Genomic DNA, 17,033 nt, shown 5'->3' with positions numbered 1-17,033 from the left:
AAAAGCGACTTCATTCGTTTTTGTTTATGATATATAAATTGCAGATCTTGACATGATTCTTGAATTACGGTACTTTAGTTATGTTCAATAAATGAACAAGAGGTGAATGTCATGGATAAAATTGATGAAATATTATTAGAATTAAATAATAATAAACAAGTAACTCAGCGACAAATTGCAAATAAAATTGGTCTTTCAGTAGGAACCACTAATGCATTATTACGACATCTAGAGACCAAAAATTTGATTATTATTAGTAAACGTGGTCGTTCCTTTACTTATCAACTGACTCAATTGGGGCGCCAACGTTTAAACGTAACTTTGATGGCTTATCGTAAAATCCGGTTGAAAACTGAACAACAAGCTAATCATCGGCTTAATACTGCAATTATTTTGGCCGCAGGGAAAGCTAAGGATTTTGAACTGCCTGCTTGCCTGCTGCCAATTGATAATACGACACCAATAGATCGAACCTTGACGTTATTAAATAGTTTCAAAATTGAGAATGTTTACGTTATAGTTGGATATGGTGCTAATCAAGTTAAAGCACACCTTGCCAATCGTAATGTGATTTTTTTAGAGAATATGGCTTATGCCACTACAGGAACTATGCGATCTTTAGCCCTAGTCAGAGGGCAGATTAATGGAGATTGTCTTATTATAGAAGGCGACTTATTATACGAGAGTATGTTGCTTGACCAAATTATGGATAATAAGGCGGCAAATAGCATTATTACGGCCAGTATTAGTGGCTCTGGCGATGAGGCCTTCGTTGATTTTGATCAACAAAATAATTTAGTTCGAATCTCTAAGGATATCCGTCAAATGAACCGTTTGTCCGCCGAAATGGTTGGCATCAGTCGAGTTTCGCATACTTTATTGAATGAAATGTTTTATTTATACCAAGACAATCAAAATGAATGGCTTAACTACGAATATCTATTATTAGAGGCCAGTCAATCCTATGAAGTTAAATGCTTACTGTCTAGTAATACTGCATGGGCCGATCTTGATAATGAAAAACAATATAGACGCGCACAGGATTATATCTATCCATTAATTAGGCGCAATGAAAACGATAATCAGATAGATTATGCTAAACAGCAAATTCAGACAATCCTCAATGTACAGGCTAGTGCCATTAGCGATATTCATTTTGCCGGGGGGATGACTAACACCAATTATGAGGCAATAGTGGATGGACAGGATTATTTTATCCGAATTCCTGGTAAATGGACAGAAGTTATGATTGATCGTCAAAGTGAAGCATTAAATGCTCAGTTAGGTAGTATTCTCGGCCTAAATGTGGAAACCAAATATATTAATCCACAAACAGGAATAAAGATTGCTAAGTCAGTTCCTGGTGCGGTGACTCTATCACCACGCACAGTTCGTTTTAGTGATAATTTACGTCAGATTGCACAGATGCTGCATAAATTGCATTTTTCAGAACTTGAATTTCCTAATCAATTTGACTTTATTTCTGAATGGCATAAATATGAACAGATTGTCAATAAGGAGGGTGCCGATTATTATCCTGATTATGAAAATGTTCGGCAACAAGTATTTCAGCTATACCATTTATTGGAGCATAAGTATGGCCTAACCAGTCAACCTTGTCACAACGATTTAGTTGCCGAAAATTTTGTTAAAAGTGATCAGGGAAGATTGTTTTTAATTGATTGGGAATACTCTGGAATGAATGATCCGTTTTGGGATCTAGCGGCCTTGTGTAATGAAAGTCAGTTAACAACAAATGAAACACAGCAATTTTTGAGTGATTATTTTACGCATCGACCGAGTACTGCCGAATTAACCAAGCTTAATATATTTAAAGTCTTTCAGGATATGTTATGGAGTACGTGGACAATTGCTAAAGAGGCCAGCGGTGAAAACTTTGGACGTTATGGCCGAGATCGTTATGATCGAGGCGTGAAGCTGATGCAGGAGGTACTTTTAAATGAAGCAAAGTGAGGCCTCAGGTAATGTGTTTGGTTTAACTGGTGGTCTGCTGTGGGGGTTAGATACTGTATTAATTGGTGTTATATTAGGCCTATCTCCGTTTAAACATTATTTAGTCATTGCGCCATTGGTTGCAACCTTTCTCCATGATACTTTCTCCAGTCTCTGGATGTTATTGTATACAGGAGTAGCACATAATTTTAAGTTGTTAGGTCAAGCACTTGTTTCACGTAGTGGTCGTTTTGTAATGTTAGCCGCTCTGTTTGGTGGCCCAATTGGAATGACGGGTTATGTATTGGCTATTCATTATATTGGTGCTTCTAATACGGCGGTGATATCGGCAATGTACCCTGCAGTTGGGGCTCTATTTAGTTATTTATTTTTACATGAACGTTTAAAATTACGAGGTGTTTTTGGTCTATGTCTTGCGATTATCGCTACAATGATTTTGGGTTTTACAACGAGTGAAACGCCGCATAATAATTTGTTAGGATTTATGTTTGCAATGTTATGTGTGATTGGTTGGGGTTGTGAGTCCGTAATCTGTTCATATGGGATGAAAAACGATGTTCTACCTGATGTTGCCTTACAAATACGACAGCTAGTTTCTGCTTTCACTTATGCAGCAATTATTATGCCACTTGTTAATGGGTACCCCTTAGTTGGTGTCGTTCTAAAGCAGCCGGTTATTGGGCTCTTAGTCCTAACAGCATTAGCAGGAACTAGTTCTTACTTATGCTATTATCGATCAATTAATATTGTTGGACCGATTGTTGCAATGGGATTGAATATTAGTTATTCAGCGTGGGCAATCTTAATTGGAATATTTTTTGGTAATGGGATTGATTTTAAAACATTTTTACTAGCCATCTTAATTATTATTGGATCAATTTTAACAACAGATAATCCAAGGGAATTTTTTAAATTGTTTTTACGAAAATAGATTAAAGGAGCTAAAATGTTATGAATGCAATTATTATGGCAGCAGGTCTTGGGAGTCGTTTTAAAGAGATGACCACACAGCGACATAAATCGCTATTACCAATTAATGGTATTCCTAATTTAGAGCGTACCATTAAAATGCTGCAAATTGCCGGAATTCATGAAATTAATATTGTAACAGGGTATTTGGCCAAAACTTTTGACTACTTGGTTGAAAAGTATCCTGGTGTTAAATTGATTTATAATGATCATTACCGTTCTTATAACAGTATTTACACCTTTAGTAAAGCACTCCCTTATTTTGGTAATTCCTATGTGATTGACGCCGATACTGTAATGAATAAAAATATTTTTAAACCGTTACATCAGAGTACTTATATTACAATTTTACGCCAACTCCACGGCACAGAGTGGTGTCCCGTTGAAATTGAAGGACGAGTAACTAAAATGCTAATCACTGCTAAACACATTCCGTCTATGTCGGGGATTTCTTATTGGAGTGCTGCCGATGCTGAGGTGATCAAGGCAACATACAGCAAATATTTAACTGAAGATACACTCACCGATGCAACACTATACTGGGATAATATCCCAGCTAATATTTTAAAACAATTACACATTACAACATGGCAGGTACCAGAATTTGCAGTATATGAAATGGATACTCAAGAACAATATCGAATTATTCAGAAAAAATTACGAATTGTAGAAAATGTAAAAAAGTGACTTATTTTTAATATAGGAATTTCAAAATATTTAAAGTACTTGAGCGCATAGTAAAAGTCGCTAAATATTTATTCTTTAGCGACTTCCAAAAAAATCGTCCGGATCGCATCGTAAGAAAATTCGGCCAACCAGGCAACATCATAATCATAGACTTCGTAAGGTGACAGGTAGGCAGCCCGCAATTTGTAAATGATTACCGGTTTGTGGTAAGCGACCGCAGCCGTGATTTGCCAGCCAACCCAGTAGGCGTTCTCCATCGTTTGGTTGCCAATTAATAGTAGCAATGCCGAGCAGTCCTTGACGGCTTGCTCATTGACTGCTGGAACCGCGGCCAATTTTTCCGTTGGCGCCATGTGTTGTTCCTGAAAAATGACGTCGGGGAAATTGGGGTTTTGGCCCCATTTACGCAGCAGGTAGATGTAACGCTGACATTCATCGTGATCGTTATCGTAGCTGACCAGTAATTGACTAGACATGAGCGGCTCCCTTGTGTGTTAAAATATGTCAATAACCTAACAAATTATATCCTACCACGTTTTTTACCGGTCCGTAAACGTTGGTTGTGGGTCGCTCATGAAATTCACGGCAACTTCTTACGAAATTCTTAAACTTTAAATGGTTAAATGACTTTAGTTGAATCAAGGGATTGAATTGCGGTAAAATACCATTAAATTAGCAAACTAATTTTTAACCACGTTTGCATCAACTAGGCCATTCTAAAAAGGTGTTTTCCAAACATGGTCTAGACGTGATTTTAAGAAGGCAGTCGTTTACTTCCGGCATCAAAAAGGATTAACGGCCAATTTTGTTTTTCGTTAGCGTTTGAAACAAGGCAAAAGCCAAACGCCATTTCAAAGCAGCAAGCAGGTCGCCTTTCAAGAATGACTTGTGTTCGTAGAAAATTTTGGGTATACTTGTTGCTGTTGTAATTAGGTTACGTAAGTAAAATGAAGCTAATCATTCGGCTAGCAGTTCTAAACGCTAGTGGCGTGCGCTTCTTGGTAGTAATGAAGCGCCTGTTGTTATTGAAAACTTACGCTGACTAAACTAACGTCAGTTTTGGACGTTAGGGGAGGACCAACAATGGAAAAAAAGGAAACAGTTGGGCGTCGTTGGCAATCTGATTTTTACCATAAGGATGCCGACCCAATATTATTTCGTGGAGAACAACCAATGAGCAAATCAAAGACTTATTTAGCGATTAAGCGGCTTTGCGATATCGTCGTTTCTATCATCGCCTTGATCTGCTTAATCCCAGTGTTTGCGGTTATGTTTATCCTTTATCGTTTTGGTGAAAACCGTGGACCGATGATCTATAAGCAAGAACGAATCGGGAAGAACGGGAAGCCGTTCAAGATCTGGAAATTTCGTTCGATGGTCGTCAATGCAGACAAAAAATTAAAAGCAAATCCGGCGTTATACAAAAAGTACCTCGCCAACAGCTATAAGCTACCTGCCGAAGAAGATCCCCGGATCACGCATTTTGGACGAATTATCCGAAAGACGTCGATTGATGAGTTACCACAGTTCATTAACATCTTAAAGGGCGATATGGCACTAGTTGGACCCCGTCCCGTTGTCCGGACGGAATTAAAGGAATACGGCGACAATGTGCGTAAACTGTTATCCATGACGCCTGGTGCAATGGGTTATTGGCAAGCAAGTGGCCGCAGCAACATCGGTTATCCCGAACGTTGCGATATTGAGATGTATTATATTGATCACGCCAATTTTTGGTTCGATGTCAAGATCGTGTTCTTAAATATTATCAGTATTTTTAAGAGTACGGGTGCCTATTAAAAAATTAAGGAATGTGCTGGTGGTTTAATATCATCAGCACATTTGTATATGGATCGATTTATGACTGAATAGCAAATCTAATTAATGAGTGTGGGGATCTTATGAAAGATGAAATTTCTATAGTGGGACTTTTTAAAGCTCTGCTCCGACGTTGGTATGTAATCTTATTAGCGATAATTATTTTTGCAATGAGTGGTATTTTCGCAGCTAAAGTATTTTACCAGCCAACATATAAAGCAAGCGCTATTTTTTATGTAGAGAAAAAATATACTACATACGTGCCAGTTGATAAAAATGACAAAAAATTGGCGCAAAAGTTTTCTACAATACCTAAAAAGAAAAAGCCTATCCCATTGCCTGCACCGGAAAAGCCTGCGACAACAATTAGTGGGAAAATACATCAATTTATTGAAAGTTTGCAGGATAAAGATGCATTAAGGCCACAGAATAACCAAATAATAACGCCTGAAAAATCTAATCCCAAAAAAGATAAACAAAAGGAGAAAAAAGAACGTCAAAAGTTGTTACGGCAACATAAGATCCATAAAGTAGCAAAATGGGAAGTAGATAACTCTGCACGCATGAAGTATCAGGATAAGATTCGTTCTGCTAAATTTTTAAAATCTGTTCAACAACAATTACAGTCGGACTCAAGTTATCAGCAAAGCTTGTCCCAATTACAGCATAATGTGCAGATAATTATTAATGCACAGTCACCAAACCTTAATCTAAATACGACTGGTAATTCACCAAAACTGGCAGTTAAAACGTCAGCAACAATTATTTCTGAATTAAAACGGCAATCGTCAAACAAACAACGTATTCAAATAGTGACACAGAATACTACAAAACAGATAATCCAAAGTCCAATGAATAGATTAAAATATGGCTTTTTGGGTAGTTTAATTGGCCTTATAATTGGAAGCCTGATTGTTCTTTGGCAAATGGGGATATTGGTGAATCCATTTAAACGTTAAAATTCGGAATATTTTATGAGGTGAATAGCATGGAATGGTTTATAATCCCTATTAGTTTGTTTACAAAAAATATTAATTACACATTACCAAGTGTTCTGGCAACATTGCCGATTTATGTTTTTGCGGTTATGATGTTATATCGCTGTGTTACAGTACGGGGAACTTTTAGTGCAATAATGGTTAATCGAAAAGTTTTGACGATTACCTTAATTAATATTTTGGCTCAGTTAGTGATGATTATTTATAGTTATAATGTTACAAATCAACCAGAAAATACAAGCGGCCTATCAACCGGTCCGGTTAATGTTTTTCTGTTTTTTGGAAATATTTTCTTTGTTTATTATTTTATGAGTGTCATCATTAAAGATGATGCTTCTGCACTTAATTTCACTAAATCCATTTTAATTACATTATTTGTTTTTTCGGTATTAGTATTGATTCCACAAGCCATTGCAACTGTTAGTCGAAAAACGGACATGTGGGTTAATTTGATGGGTCGTTTATTTGAGGTTGAACACGCCAATCGTGGAGATTTTTATTGGGTTGGTAGCTATACGACAACTATGCGACGAATCAATGGATTTTCATCAGAGGCCGCGTATTTTTCAGCACAAATAGGGATTGTATTTATACCGTTTATACTTGCTGCAATCAAAAATCATTTTGACTATTTCAAAAATGCACGTGTTCGCTATGTTTGGAAATATTTGGGACTTTTATTATTTTTATTTTTAATTTTACTTTTGGCAAAAACTTCGACTGGTATTTTAGTTATTATTATTGCTCTATTATGCCTTTTTGTTTCAGCACCAAAGGAGTACCGACGAATTTATTTTGTGATTGGTATTGTTGGACTGGTGTTACTTGCAGGGCTATATCAATTTGTACCATATGTACACGCGTTATTAACTAAATATTTATTTGCCAAGCAAGGAACAGGAAATCGTGTTGGTGGAACAATTGGGTTGTTTAAAACTTTTTTGCACTACCCACTATTTGGAGCGGGGCAAGGTTATCTTAGTTATTATATTTTTAAATTTGTGCCGCATGCAACAACGCTTAATGGCGAATTTCATTTTAATTTCTTAAAAACTGGATATCCAGCGCTCAGTATTTGGGGCATGATTTTTGCGAGTTTTGGGTTAACCGGAGTTGTACCGTTATTCATTTATTTATATAATAAGATAAAATTGGCTTGGCGGATAAAAAAACAAGCAATTACTAGCCAATTATCTAATGCAATTTTCTATAATACCATTGTGGACAGCTTTTACTTTACGTTAGTTCTTTTTTCAGTAATTGCATTTTTTACCTTTTCCTGGGGAGATGAAATCTACCTAATTATTTTCTTCTTCTATATTGTCATGCTTAAACGCGCAAGTAAGGAGTTAAATCTTGAACGTTAAAATATTAGTAGCAGCTCATAAAAATTATGTAATGCCCAGCGATAGTAATTTGTATTTACCCATTTTTGTAGGGAAGGCTCTGCATCCTAACGTTAACCAAACTTTTCAGGGTGATAATACTGGTGATAATATTTCTGCAAAAAATGCTCACTATAATGAATTAACGGCGGTCTATTGGGCATGGAAAAATTTAGATGCTGATGCGATTGGTTTGGTTCACTATCGTCGCTATTTTAGCCTTCGGCCGAAAAGAAGTTTGACTAGTATTTTAACGCAGGACCAAGTGGATTCATTATTAGTTGAGCACGATGTGGTTTTGCCAACTAGACGCAAATACTATATTGAAACTAACTATTCCCATTACATTCACGCCCATCACGCTGAGCCATTAGAGCTTACTCGCCAAATCATTGCTCGCGACTATCCTAGTTATTTGGCCGACTTTGATCAAGCAATGAAGCGGACTTCGGCCCACATGTTTAATATGTTCATTATGAAAAAACAGCCATTTAACGAGTACTGTACTTGGTTATTTGATATTTTAACAAAGCTGGAGAAACAACTTGATATCACCGGGTATGATAGTTACGAAACTCGAGTTTACGGTTTTGTTAGTGAACGACTGTTAGATGTTTGGTTAGCCCAAAATTTACAGTATAAAACGACTGAAGTACCGTTTGTTTTCATGGAAAAGCAAAATTGGTTTAAAAAGGGCGGCAATTTTTTATTGCGTAAATTTTTTGGTCGGAGCGCCAAACCATGAAAAGGGTCCTAATAGTTGGTGACTTTCTACATGGCAGCGGCGTCACTTCGTTTATTTTGAACGCTTTTGGTAATATTAATGATCAACAAATTCAGTTTGAGGCGTTGGCTAATGCTGGTTCGTCCGAAATGAAGGCGGAGATTGAGGCAAAATATGGCTGGCCAATGACCGTTATTCCGGCGGCCAATCAGGGATTACACAGTCATTTAAAGGCTTGGCACCAATTTTTGAAGGCAAATCGAGGTCGCTATGATGCAGTTCACTTTAATTATTCAGCAATGTGGAACTTTTTGCCGTTAATGATGGCCAAGCATTATGGTGCTAAGCAAATAACCCTTCATTCCCACAATACTTATTTTGGAACGGATGGTTCAGCAGCTAAATTACGCGTTTTAAAGTTACTACATAATTTTGGCAAGTGGTATGTTTGTCATTTTGTAGCTACTGATTTTGTGGCAGTGTCCAAAGAGGCTGCACAATGGCTGTTTACCGGTTCAATTGTTAAACGACAGCGTTATCACCTAATTCGCAACGGTATTAATTTGGCCAAGTTTAATTTTGATCCTGAAAAGCGACGGCGGCTACGTCAAGCAGCTAACTTGGATGGCAAACACGTTTACGCTAATGTAGGTGTTTTCGAAAAGCGGAAAAATCAGCAATTCTTAATTAAGATTTTTGCTAAAATTGCGGTCCAAGACCCACAAGCTATTCTGTATTTAATCGGAACAGGACCACTTGAAACGCTGCTTAAACAGCAAGTTAAGGCGGCAAAACTAACTGATCAGGTCCAATTTTTAGGCCGGCGTTCTGATATGGCTGATTTATATCAGGTAATGGATTATTTAATTTTTCCATCATTACATGAGGGTTTGAGTATGGTTTTTGTCGAGGCTCAGGCTGCTGGTTTAACTATTTTCCCTTCCGCAGAAATACCATTAGATCGCTATGACCACGAGATTGTTTTTCCAATCTCGTTATCCAAATCTGCGAATCAATGGGCAGAAGTGATTGGGCAACATCAAAATAGCGAGCGGCGGCAGGGACATATTGCTGCGTTGCGTCGATTAGGCTATGATGAAAAGCAGACGGTGAAGGCAATACACGCCCTGTATCAGTAAGGGTAGATAATGGATAGGAAGTTGAAAATGAAGGTAGCAGCGCTAGTTGTAACGTATAATAAACTTGATTTACTTAAGGAATGTTTACAGGCACTTTTTAATCAAACACACCCTTTAAATCACATTATTGTGATTGATAATGCTAGTGAGCAGACAACGCAGGATTATCTGACGGTATTAAGCCAGCAAGGTCGAATTAATTATGTTCGGTTACCTCGTAATATTGGGGGTGCCGGGGGGTTTAATGCGGGGTTAAAAACGTTTATTAAACACACACAAGATGATTTTGCCTGGATTATGGATGATGATACGATTCCAACGAAAACCGCTCTAGAAAAGATGTTGAGTAAGACCGATAAACTAACGCATCTTGGTTTTTTATGTAGTAATGTTAAGTGGACCAATGGTGAACCTAGCGCAATGAACATACCAACTTTGGCTAAGAATTGGACAGGAGCACTGGATGAGGATGTTGTTGCAGTTAAGGCGGCCTCATTTGTTTCTTGTATGGTAGCTCGTACCGCAGTAATAAAAGTTGGTTATCCAATTACAGATTTCTTTATCTGGGGTGACGATGTTGAATATACTAATCGGGTTTCCAAGTACTTTAACTGTTACTTAGTTAATAAGAGTGTCGTTATTCATAAAATGGCGGAGAATAAGAGTGTTAATATTGCGTTAGAAAATAATCCTAAACGGATTGCGCGATACTATTATTCATTTCGCAACCGGCATTTTACAGCACGGCATAAGGGCTTTGAAACCTCTGCTTATGAATTCCTTTTTGTCTTAAATTCGGTACGGCGTGTTCTATTTGGTAAAAATAGCCATCGTTTGATGAAACTAAAAGTGATTTTTAAGGGAACAATGGCAGGTTTATCGTTTAATCCTAAAATTGAGCAAGTTGATCTGAGTGATTTAAAAGACTAAAAAGTAGGTGATTTCAATTAAACGATTTCGACGGTTAATTCGTGAAATGACGGGCTTATTTGTGATACTTAATGGGTTTCGCCGGCTTTTTTACCGAATCGTAATTGGTGTTCTTCGTCTGTTTGTTCACGCGGATAAGAAAACGATCCTTTTTAATAGTTTCTATGGGAGTTCGTATAATGATTCCACCCGCGTTATTTACGAAAAAATGACTAGGGATCAGCGTTTTAAGGGTTATCGAATGTACTGGTTAATTGATGATTTTAGCAAAATGCCAGAAGTCGATCCACGGTTTTTGGTTCGCGATAATTCGGTTGCCCACGTCTATTATTTATTAAAGGCCAAGTACTGGGTGAGTAACTCAACCATTGAGCTCGTTCGTCAGGTTTCAGTTCCTCGTGCTGGCCACGTTTACATTAACACTTGGCACGGTATTCCACTGAAATATTTAGGTGGTGACGAGCTAGAACAGAATTTTGCCACTAAATGGTTCAGTCAAGTTCAGTTTGATTATTTATGTGCTTGTAATGACTATGATGGCCAAATTTTTGCCCACATTTTTCCTAGGTCGGCTCAACAAATTCATCAAGTTGGCTTACCGCGTAATGAAAGCCTACAGCAGAAGTTTACTCAACAACAAGTTACGGCGCTCAAACAAAAATTGGGTGTTCCGTTAGATAAAAAGGTTGTTTTATACGGACCAACCTTTCGTGATTTTGAAGTTAAGCATTACCAGTATAAAAATGCTTCTTTGGATCCAACAGGCTTAGACACTGCAACTTTGACGCGGATTAAACAGCGGTATGTTATTTTAAACCGCAGCCATTACTACGTTGCGGATAACCGGCTGAGTAAGCAACCGGCACAGGATAGTACTTTTGTTTATGACGTAACCGACTATCCTCAGATCAATGATCTTTTTCAAATTGCGGATATTTTGGTGACGGATTATTCAAGTTTGATGTTTGATTTTGCTATTTTAGGCAAACCAATCTTGCTCTTACAGGCCGATTTGCAGGTGTACATTAAAAGACGCGGTTTATACATGAATCCCGCCGGAAACCTTTTACCAAGTTTTACTAGTACGTCGAAGTTATACGCGTATTTAGCAGAATTAGGTACAGCGGACTATTCAACCCTTTCCAAACAGGCAAAAGCATTTGCCGCTAAGTATCAGCCCAAGCAAATAACTGCGACTACTGAGATAATTGACTATATTGAATCACATTAAAAAGGACTAAGATTTTGTCTTAGTCCTTTTTAATGTGCAATAATATTTTAATTCTTCCAGAAAAGTTTGTATGGATGCTTTGTAACCCGATCCTTTTTGGCCGGTAATTTTGTATAGTCCCCATATAAGGCGGTTAAATAATCATGATAGTGTTTGATGCGGCGAAATTCTCGTTTTTCGAAGCTGGTATTTTCAGTTCCAATAAAGATTTCGGTTGCCATTGCTTCCCGTTCACGAAATTCGCTAAGAACGTAACCAGCTAATTTTGTGGAACCAAAGGGATACTTTTCCTGTAATTCAAGCATTTGCTGTCGCCAGTAGGCCATATCATGTCCATGTTGTGTTGCTTTTAAATGATCAGGTAAAAGCAACAAACTTTTAGCAACGGCCTTAAAACGTGAGTGAGATGAATAATAAAAACACGGCGCGGTATTCATCATTTTTTCGTAATTTGCTAATTGATCAACAAATGGCTGTAATTTTGGTTTATTAGGTACACCATCAACCGGGAAAATATCAACAAAGACGCCAAAGGGATCTAATGTATCTAATTTATATCGCGTTTGAATAATCGTTCGAGTATCAAATACTTTGAGATAGCTGTAAAAATAATTTGGATCTTTTGGCTGCACTAAAGAATATCGTGAATTCTTTTTTTGTTGAAGTAGCTGTCTTAACTTTTCATAATTAGGACGAGTCAGCATTAAATCAGCATCATCATCCCATGGAATGAAGCCACCGTGACGAATAGCTCCAAGAAGTGTCCCCCCACAAAGTGAATATTCGATCCCATTTGTTCGGCAAAGCTGATCTAGATAGATCAACAATTCGAGCATAATCCTTTTTTCGTCTTGTTGCGTTATTTTTTTCATAATTCACCCGAAATAAGTAATTTTATCAACCTAACCTTAATAGAGTAACATAAAAAAGATTTGCATGCTTTTTTTTGAGTTGTAAAGCGTGTTATGATCATTATCATTAAAAATATATAAGAAAGAAGGTATTCTATGCTAGAGAGAATCATTGAAGGACGTCAAACTCATTATTGTGTTTGTTTAAATAATGCGATTAGCAATCTAGGCGTATTTAATCAGATTTGATCGCATTTATAGTACTGGTTAGTTAATGTAATTTCAATATTTTTTATTTACGGGCAATTAATTTGGTTTTGAGTGGTAATAAAAATTTATTTTGTTCATTTTTGTTCATTTACTAAAAAAGTTTAAATACTGGTTTAGTTATAGAATTAAACTGTTATTTTAACTTAGTTTCTGTATAATAATAGCGTATGTATCAATAATGTTTTAAGTGATAATATAATTCAGGAGGAATTTAAATAATGGCTCATTATGATTATTTAGTAGTTGGTGCTGGTTTGTTCGGCGCAACTTTTGCGTACGAAGCGGCAAAACGGGGTAAAACGGTTAAGGTAATTGAGAAGGAAGATCATATTGGTGGTCATATTTACACTAAGAACGTTGACGGCATTAACGTTCACGTTTACGGCGCCCACATTTTCCATACCAGCAACAAGGATATTTGGGACTACGTTAATCAGTTTGCGGAATTTAACCGCTACACCAACAGTCCCATCGCTAACTATAAGGGCGAAATCTTTAATATGCCATTTAACATGAATACCTTCAATAAAATGTGGGGCGTCATTACTCCTGAAGAAGCTCAGGCTAAGATTGACGAACAGCGCCAAGAAATGGCCGGTAAAAAGCCAGCTAACTTGGAAGAACAGGCGATTTCTCTGATTGGGCGGGATGTCTACGAAAAATTGGTTAAGGGCTACACTGAAAAGCAGTGGGGTAAAAAGGCAACTGACTTACCAGCTTTCATTATTCGCCGCTTGCCCGTTCGGTTAACTTACGATAATAATTACTTTAACGATGCCTACCAAGGTATCCCAATTGGTGGTTATACGCAGATTATCGAAAAAATGTTGGCCGACGATAAGATTACCGTTGAAACGGGCGTTGATTTCTTCGCTAATAAAGCGCAGTACTTAAAGGATTCGCCAAAGGTAATTTTCACGGGCATGATTGATCAATACTTCGATTATCAATTGGGTACGCTGGAATACCGTAGTTTGCATTTTGAAACTGAAGAATTAGATCAACCTAACTATCAAGGTAACGCTGTGGTTAACTATACAGACGCTGAAACGCCGTATACGCGGATTATCGAACACAAGCACTTCGAATTCGCCCGGGGTAACAAGAAGAAAACAATTATCACTAAGGAATTTCCAAAGACTTGGCAAAAAGGCGACGAACCTTATTACCCAGTTAACAATAAAGAAAACAATGGTTTATTTGCACAGTATAAAGAACTAGCGGCAACGCAGCCCAACGTCGTTTTTGGTGGCCGTTTAGGTCAGTATAAATATTACGATATGCACCAAGTGATCCAGACTGCTTTGACCACCGTCAAAAAGGAATTCAGTGATTAATTTATGAAGGTCGTTAAAAACTATTTGTATAATGCGAGTTATCAGTTATTTCTGATTCTCGTTCCCTTGATTACGACACCCTATATTTCCCGGGTTTTAGGCCCAGAAGGTGTTGGAATCAACGCCTATACAAATTCAATTATCCAGTATTTTGTCTTATTCGGTAGCATTGGGATCAATCTCTACGGTAACCGCGAAATTGCGTACCACCGGGATGATCCGGCCAAGTTAACTAAGACTTTCTGGGAAATTGAGAGTCTGCGGATAATTGCCATTTTAGGGGCCATTGTTATTTTTATGGGCTACTTGGCCATTGTCCATAAATACCATAATTATTTAGTCATGCAGTCTTTCCAGCTAATTGCGGCGGCGTTTGATATTTCGTGGTTCTTTATGGGAACCGAAGATTTTCGAACAACTGTTTTGCGGAATATGCTGGTTAAGATTTTGTCTGTTGTTTTAATCTTTAGTTTTGTTAAAACGGCCAGTGATACAGCACTGTACATTTTAATTATCGGTGCTTCCCAGCTGGTTGGTAACATCACGTTGTGGCCGTATCTGCGCAAACGCTTGGTGCCAGGGATGTTCCACCACTTGAATATTTGGCGGCATTTTCGACCGGCACTGGTTTTATTTGTGCCCCAAGTGGCCACACAGATTTACTTAGTGTTAAACAAAACGATGTTGGGCCAATTTGATAGTGTCACGGCAGCAGGCTTTTTCGATAATTCGGATAAGATTGTTAAAATGGTACTGGCCATTGTGACGGCGACAGGTACCGTAATGTTGCCGCGAGTTGCCCACACCTTTGCTCAAGGTAATATGAAAAAGGTAAATTCTTATTTGTATACGACCTTTGATTTTGTCACTTTTGCGTCAATTCCAATGATGTTTGGTTTGGCCGCGATTGCGCCTAAGTTTGCGACTTGGTTCTTTGGACCTAAGTTTGCGGCTACTAGTACTTTGCTGATGTGCGAGGCGCCGGTTATCCTGTTCATAGCGTGGAGTAACGCCATTGGCACACAGTATTTGCTGCCCACTAACCATAACCGTGAGTACACGGTGTCCGTAACCATTGGTGCCGTTGTTAATTTACTGCTTAACATCCCGTTGATTATTAAGTGGGGTGCCGTTGGAGCGGCGATTTCTACCGTTGTCTCTGAAGCCAGTGTTGCTTTTTATCAGTTGTACGTTATTCGCAAACAGGCGTCGCTTAGTCGTTTATTTACCAGTTTTTGGAAATATTTACTCGCTGGGGTAGTGATGTTTGCCGTTGTCTTTGCCATGAATTTACACCTGCCATTTGGCGCCGTTAACCTAGTTCTTGAAGTTGGTGTCGGCATTGTCATTTACGGACTGTTCATGGTGATTTTACGGCCGAAGATTATGACCACCGTGAAGGATTTCGTGGGTTCGCGGCATTAAGTTAAAGGAGATAGAAGCGTGAAAACTGTTATTACTTATGGAACATTTGATTTACTTCATTGGGGCCACGTTCGTCTTTTAGAGCGGGCAAGTCAACTAGGCGATAAACTAATCGTTGGATTGTCAACTGATGAATTCAACGCAATAAAGCATAAAGAGGCCTACCATAGTTATGCGCACCGCAAGTATATTTTGGAGGCTATTCGGTACGTTGATCAAGTTATTCCTGAAGAAAATTGGGATCAGAAGATTAATGATGTTAAAAAATACCACGTTGATACGTTTGTGATGGGCGACGACTGGAAAGGTCAATTTGATTTTTTGAAGGACTATTGTGAGGTTATCTATTTACCACGAACAACGGGTATTTCAACTACTAAGATTAAGCATGATTTGAATCTTCAAGGTAGGACAAAATAGGTTGTATAGGTTGAAAAAAATAGTTTAAGTTTACTCATTCAAAAAGGGAGGATAATTGAATGAATAACATTAGTTGGCGCAAAACTAAAGTGCTTCCTTTTTTAGTTTTGGCTTTATTTGCCATTATTATTCAGTTGCCGCAAATATATGATCATTCGATTATTTTGGGGGCTGATTCGCTTTTTCACATGAATAGGTTTTATGAGGCCGCTATGCAAATTAAACATGGTCATTTTAGTTATTTTCAGTCTATTTATGGATTTCAACAAACGGCAAGAGTGGTTAATGCTTTATATGGACCACTTTTTGCTTATGCAAATGGTCTTTTATTGCTACTAATGGGTTCTTGGTTTAAGTATCAAGTAGTAACTTCTTTTTTTGTTTTTTTTATTAGTGGAACAGGGATGCTTTTACTAGCAAGAAAAGTTAGTATTAATGAATACTATGCAACTAGCATTGCAATAATGTACATGTCCTCTGTCGCCGTTTCATTTTGGACAATGCAACAGGCCTTTACATCATGGGGGGCCGCTATCTTCCCTTACCTTTTTTTGTCTGCAATTAATATGATCAAAAATACTGAAAGACCCATTAATCCATACTTATTGGTCAGTGTTACGGCGATACTTATTCAAGTTCATGTTTTAAGTACGCTAATTGGTGTCAGCGCATTAGTACCATTTATGATAATTGGATTTATTAGAACAGATCATAAAAAGAAAATGATTATCGATTTATTACTATCTATTGGCATTGTTTTGTTTTTGTCTGCTAATATTTGGGGAGCAATGGTCGAGCTACGCGTGGTGCTAGTTCGTCATAAAATCAAAAAAGCCTAAATTGTATACCAATATCGTCAATTCAATCTTTAATTG

16 protein-coding genes are annotated in these 17,033 nt (G+C 37.7%); 14 read left to right on the top strand and 2 right to left on the bottom strand.

Annotated features, from left to right (window positions below; all coding sequences use genetic code 11):
- The first annotated feature begins 111 nt into the window (after positions 1–111).
- Genes EKM98_RS08935 through EKM98_RS08925 form a run of 3 tightly spaced genes read left to right on the top strand, consistent with a single transcriptional unit; the run spans position 112 to position 3,630 of the window.
- Complete coding sequence (locus EKM98_RS08935) at positions 112–1,974, top strand: phosphotransferase (protein ID WP_125982135.1); 1,863 nt, start codon at positions 112–114, stop codon at positions 1,972–1,974.
- The gene (locus EKM98_RS08930) at positions 1,961–2,905 is read left to right on the top strand and encodes a DMT family transporter (RefSeq protein WP_068281013.1); all 945 of its coding nucleotides are present in this window, start codon (positions 1,961–1,963) and stop codon (positions 2,903–2,905) included. The genes EKM98_RS08935 and EKM98_RS08930 overlap by 14 nt, the downstream gene beginning before the upstream one ends.
- A 20-nt stretch (positions 2,906–2,925) precedes the next feature.
- On the top strand, positions 2,926–3,630 hold the full coding sequence (locus EKM98_RS08925) for an NTP transferase domain-containing protein (protein ID WP_068281011.1): 705 nt from the start codon (positions 2,926–2,928) through the stop codon (positions 3,628–3,630).
- A gap of 68 nt (positions 3,631–3,698) precedes the next feature.
- Here the strand turns inward: EKM98_RS08925 and EKM98_RS08920 are convergent, their stop codons facing one another.
- Positions 3,699–4,106 (bottom strand): TIR domain-containing protein, encoded by a 408-nt coding sequence (locus tag EKM98_RS08920; protein ID WP_068281009.1) that lies wholly within the window; start codon positions 4,104–4,106, stop codon positions 3,699–3,701.
- Positions 4,107–4,803: 697 nt separating this feature from the next.
- On the opposite strand from EKM98_RS08920, the gene EKM98_RS08915 reads away from it, so the two are divergent.
- From EKM98_RS08915 to EKM98_RS08885, 7 genes are all read left to right on the top strand, one after another.
- A complete protein-coding gene (locus tag EKM98_RS08915; RefSeq protein ID WP_225418557.1) occupies positions 4,804–5,430 on the top strand; it encodes a sugar transferase in 627 nt (208 codons plus the stop codon).
- A gap of 101 nt (positions 5,431–5,531) precedes the next feature.
- Positions 5,532–6,407 carry a Wzz/FepE/Etk N-terminal domain-containing protein gene (locus tag EKM98_RS08910; RefSeq protein ID WP_068281005.1) on the top strand — a complete coding sequence of 292 codons (876 nt, stop codon included), beginning with the start codon at positions 5,532–5,534 and terminating at the stop codon, positions 6,405–6,407.
- Between the two features lie 29 nt (positions 6,408–6,436).
- Positions 6,437–7,813: a hypothetical protein gene (locus tag EKM98_RS08905; protein WP_125982133.1), complete on the top strand. Its 1,377-nt coding sequence runs from the start codon at positions 6,437–6,439 to the stop codon at positions 7,811–7,813.
- The gene (locus tag EKM98_RS08900) at positions 7,803–8,576 is read left to right on the top strand and encodes a DUF4422 domain-containing protein (protein ID WP_068280994.1); all 774 of its coding nucleotides are present in this window, start codon (positions 7,803–7,805) and stop codon (positions 8,574–8,576) included. The genes EKM98_RS08905 and EKM98_RS08900 overlap by 11 nt, the downstream gene beginning before the upstream one ends.
- On the top strand, positions 8,573–9,694 hold the full coding sequence (locus EKM98_RS08895; protein ID WP_068280991.1) for a glycosyltransferase: 1,122 nt from the start codon (positions 8,573–8,575) through the stop codon (positions 9,692–9,694). Before EKM98_RS08900 ends, EKM98_RS08895 begins: the two co-directional genes overlap by 4 nt.
- A gap of 27 nt (positions 9,695–9,721) precedes the next feature.
- A complete protein-coding gene (locus tag EKM98_RS08890) occupies positions 9,722–10,624 on the top strand; it encodes a glycosyltransferase family 2 protein (RefSeq protein WP_068280985.1) in 903 nt (300 codons plus the stop codon).
- A gap of 7 nt (positions 10,625–10,631) precedes the next feature.
- Positions 10,632–11,855, top strand: coding sequence for a CDP-glycerol glycerophosphotransferase family protein (locus EKM98_RS08885; protein ID WP_068280982.1), 1,224 nt, complete (start codon positions 10,632–10,634; stop codon positions 11,853–11,855).
- Between the two features lie 47 nt (positions 11,856–11,902).
- On the opposite strand, the gene EKM98_RS08880 is transcribed toward EKM98_RS08885, so the two are convergent.
- On the bottom strand, positions 11,903–12,727 hold the full coding sequence (locus EKM98_RS08880; RefSeq protein WP_082920451.1) for a LicD family protein: 825 nt from the start codon (positions 12,725–12,727) through the stop codon (positions 11,903–11,905).
- A 467-nt stretch (positions 12,728–13,194) separates the two neighbouring features.
- On the opposite strand from EKM98_RS08880, the gene glf reads away from it, so the two are divergent.
- Genes glf through EKM98_RS08860 form a run of 4 tightly spaced genes read left to right on the top strand, consistent with a single transcriptional unit; the run spans position 13,195 to position 16,997 of the window.
- A complete protein-coding gene (gene glf / locus EKM98_RS08875; RefSeq protein WP_068280974.1) occupies positions 13,195–14,313 on the top strand; it encodes a UDP-galactopyranose mutase in 1,119 nt (372 codons plus the stop codon).
- A gap of 3 nt (positions 14,314–14,316) precedes the next feature.
- On the top strand, positions 14,317–15,738 hold the full coding sequence (locus EKM98_RS08870; protein ID WP_068280967.1) for a flippase: 1,422 nt from the start codon (positions 14,317–14,319) through the stop codon (positions 15,736–15,738).
- Positions 15,739–15,756: 18 nt separating this feature from the next.
- Complete coding sequence (tagD, locus tag EKM98_RS08865) at positions 15,757–16,158, top strand: glycerol-3-phosphate cytidylyltransferase (RefSeq protein WP_068280963.1); 402 nt, start codon at positions 15,757–15,759, stop codon at positions 16,156–16,158.
- A gap of 59 nt (positions 16,159–16,217) precedes the next feature.
- Complete coding sequence (locus EKM98_RS08860) at positions 16,218–16,997, top strand: hypothetical protein (RefSeq protein WP_125982132.1); 780 nt, start codon at positions 16,218–16,220, stop codon at positions 16,995–16,997.
- Positions 16,998–17,033: the final 36 nt, after the last annotated feature.

This window comes from Loigolactobacillus iwatensis (genome assembly GCF_003950295.1).
Classification (GTDB): Bacteria; Bacillota; Bacilli; order Lactobacillales; family Lactobacillaceae; genus Loigolactobacillus; species Loigolactobacillus iwatensis.
This window is presented reverse-complemented; position numbering and strand designations above follow the sequence as displayed.

Bases quoted from the DNA above. Each gene is read 5' to 3' on its own strand.
- EKM98_RS08935 (WP_125982135.1), top strand. From the start codon at position 112: ATGGATAAAATTGATGAAATATTATTAGAATTAAATAATAATAAACAA.
- EKM98_RS08930 (WP_068281013.1), top strand. From the start codon at position 1,961: ATGAAGCAAAGTGAGGCCTCAGGTAATGTGTTTGGTTTAACTGGTGGT.
- EKM98_RS08925 (WP_068281011.1), top strand. From the start codon at position 2,926: ATGAATGCAATTATTATGGCAGCAGGTCTTGGGAGTCGTTTTAAAGAG.
- EKM98_RS08920 (WP_068281009.1), bottom strand. From the start codon at position 4,106: ATGTCTAGTCAATTACTGGTCAGCTACGATAACGATCACGATGAATGT.
- EKM98_RS08915 (WP_225418557.1), top strand. From the start codon at position 4,804: ATGAGCAAATCAAAGACTTATTTAGCGATTAAGCGGCTTTGCGATATC.
- EKM98_RS08910 (WP_068281005.1), top strand. From the start codon at position 5,532: ATGAAAGATGAAATTTCTATAGTGGGACTTTTTAAAGCTCTGCTCCGA.
- EKM98_RS08905 (WP_125982133.1), top strand. From the start codon at position 6,437: ATGGAATGGTTTATAATCCCTATTAGTTTGTTTACAAAAAATATTAAT.
- EKM98_RS08895 (WP_068280991.1), top strand. From the start codon at position 8,573: ATGAAAAGGGTCCTAATAGTTGGTGACTTTCTACATGGCAGCGGCGTC.
- EKM98_RS08890 (WP_068280985.1), top strand. From the start codon at position 9,722: ATGAAGGTAGCAGCGCTAGTTGTAACGTATAATAAACTTGATTTACTT.
- EKM98_RS08880 (WP_082920451.1), bottom strand. From the start codon at position 12,727: ATGAAAAAAATAACGCAACAAGACGAAAAAAGGATTATGCTCGAATTG.
- glf (WP_068280974.1), top strand. From the start codon at position 13,195: ATGGCTCATTATGATTATTTAGTAGTTGGTGCTGGTTTGTTCGGCGCA.
- EKM98_RS08870 (WP_068280967.1), top strand. From the start codon at position 14,317: ATGAAGGTCGTTAAAAACTATTTGTATAATGCGAGTTATCAGTTATTT.
- EKM98_RS08860 (WP_125982132.1), top strand. From the start codon at position 16,218: ATGAATAACATTAGTTGGCGCAAAACTAAAGTGCTTCCTTTTTTAGTT.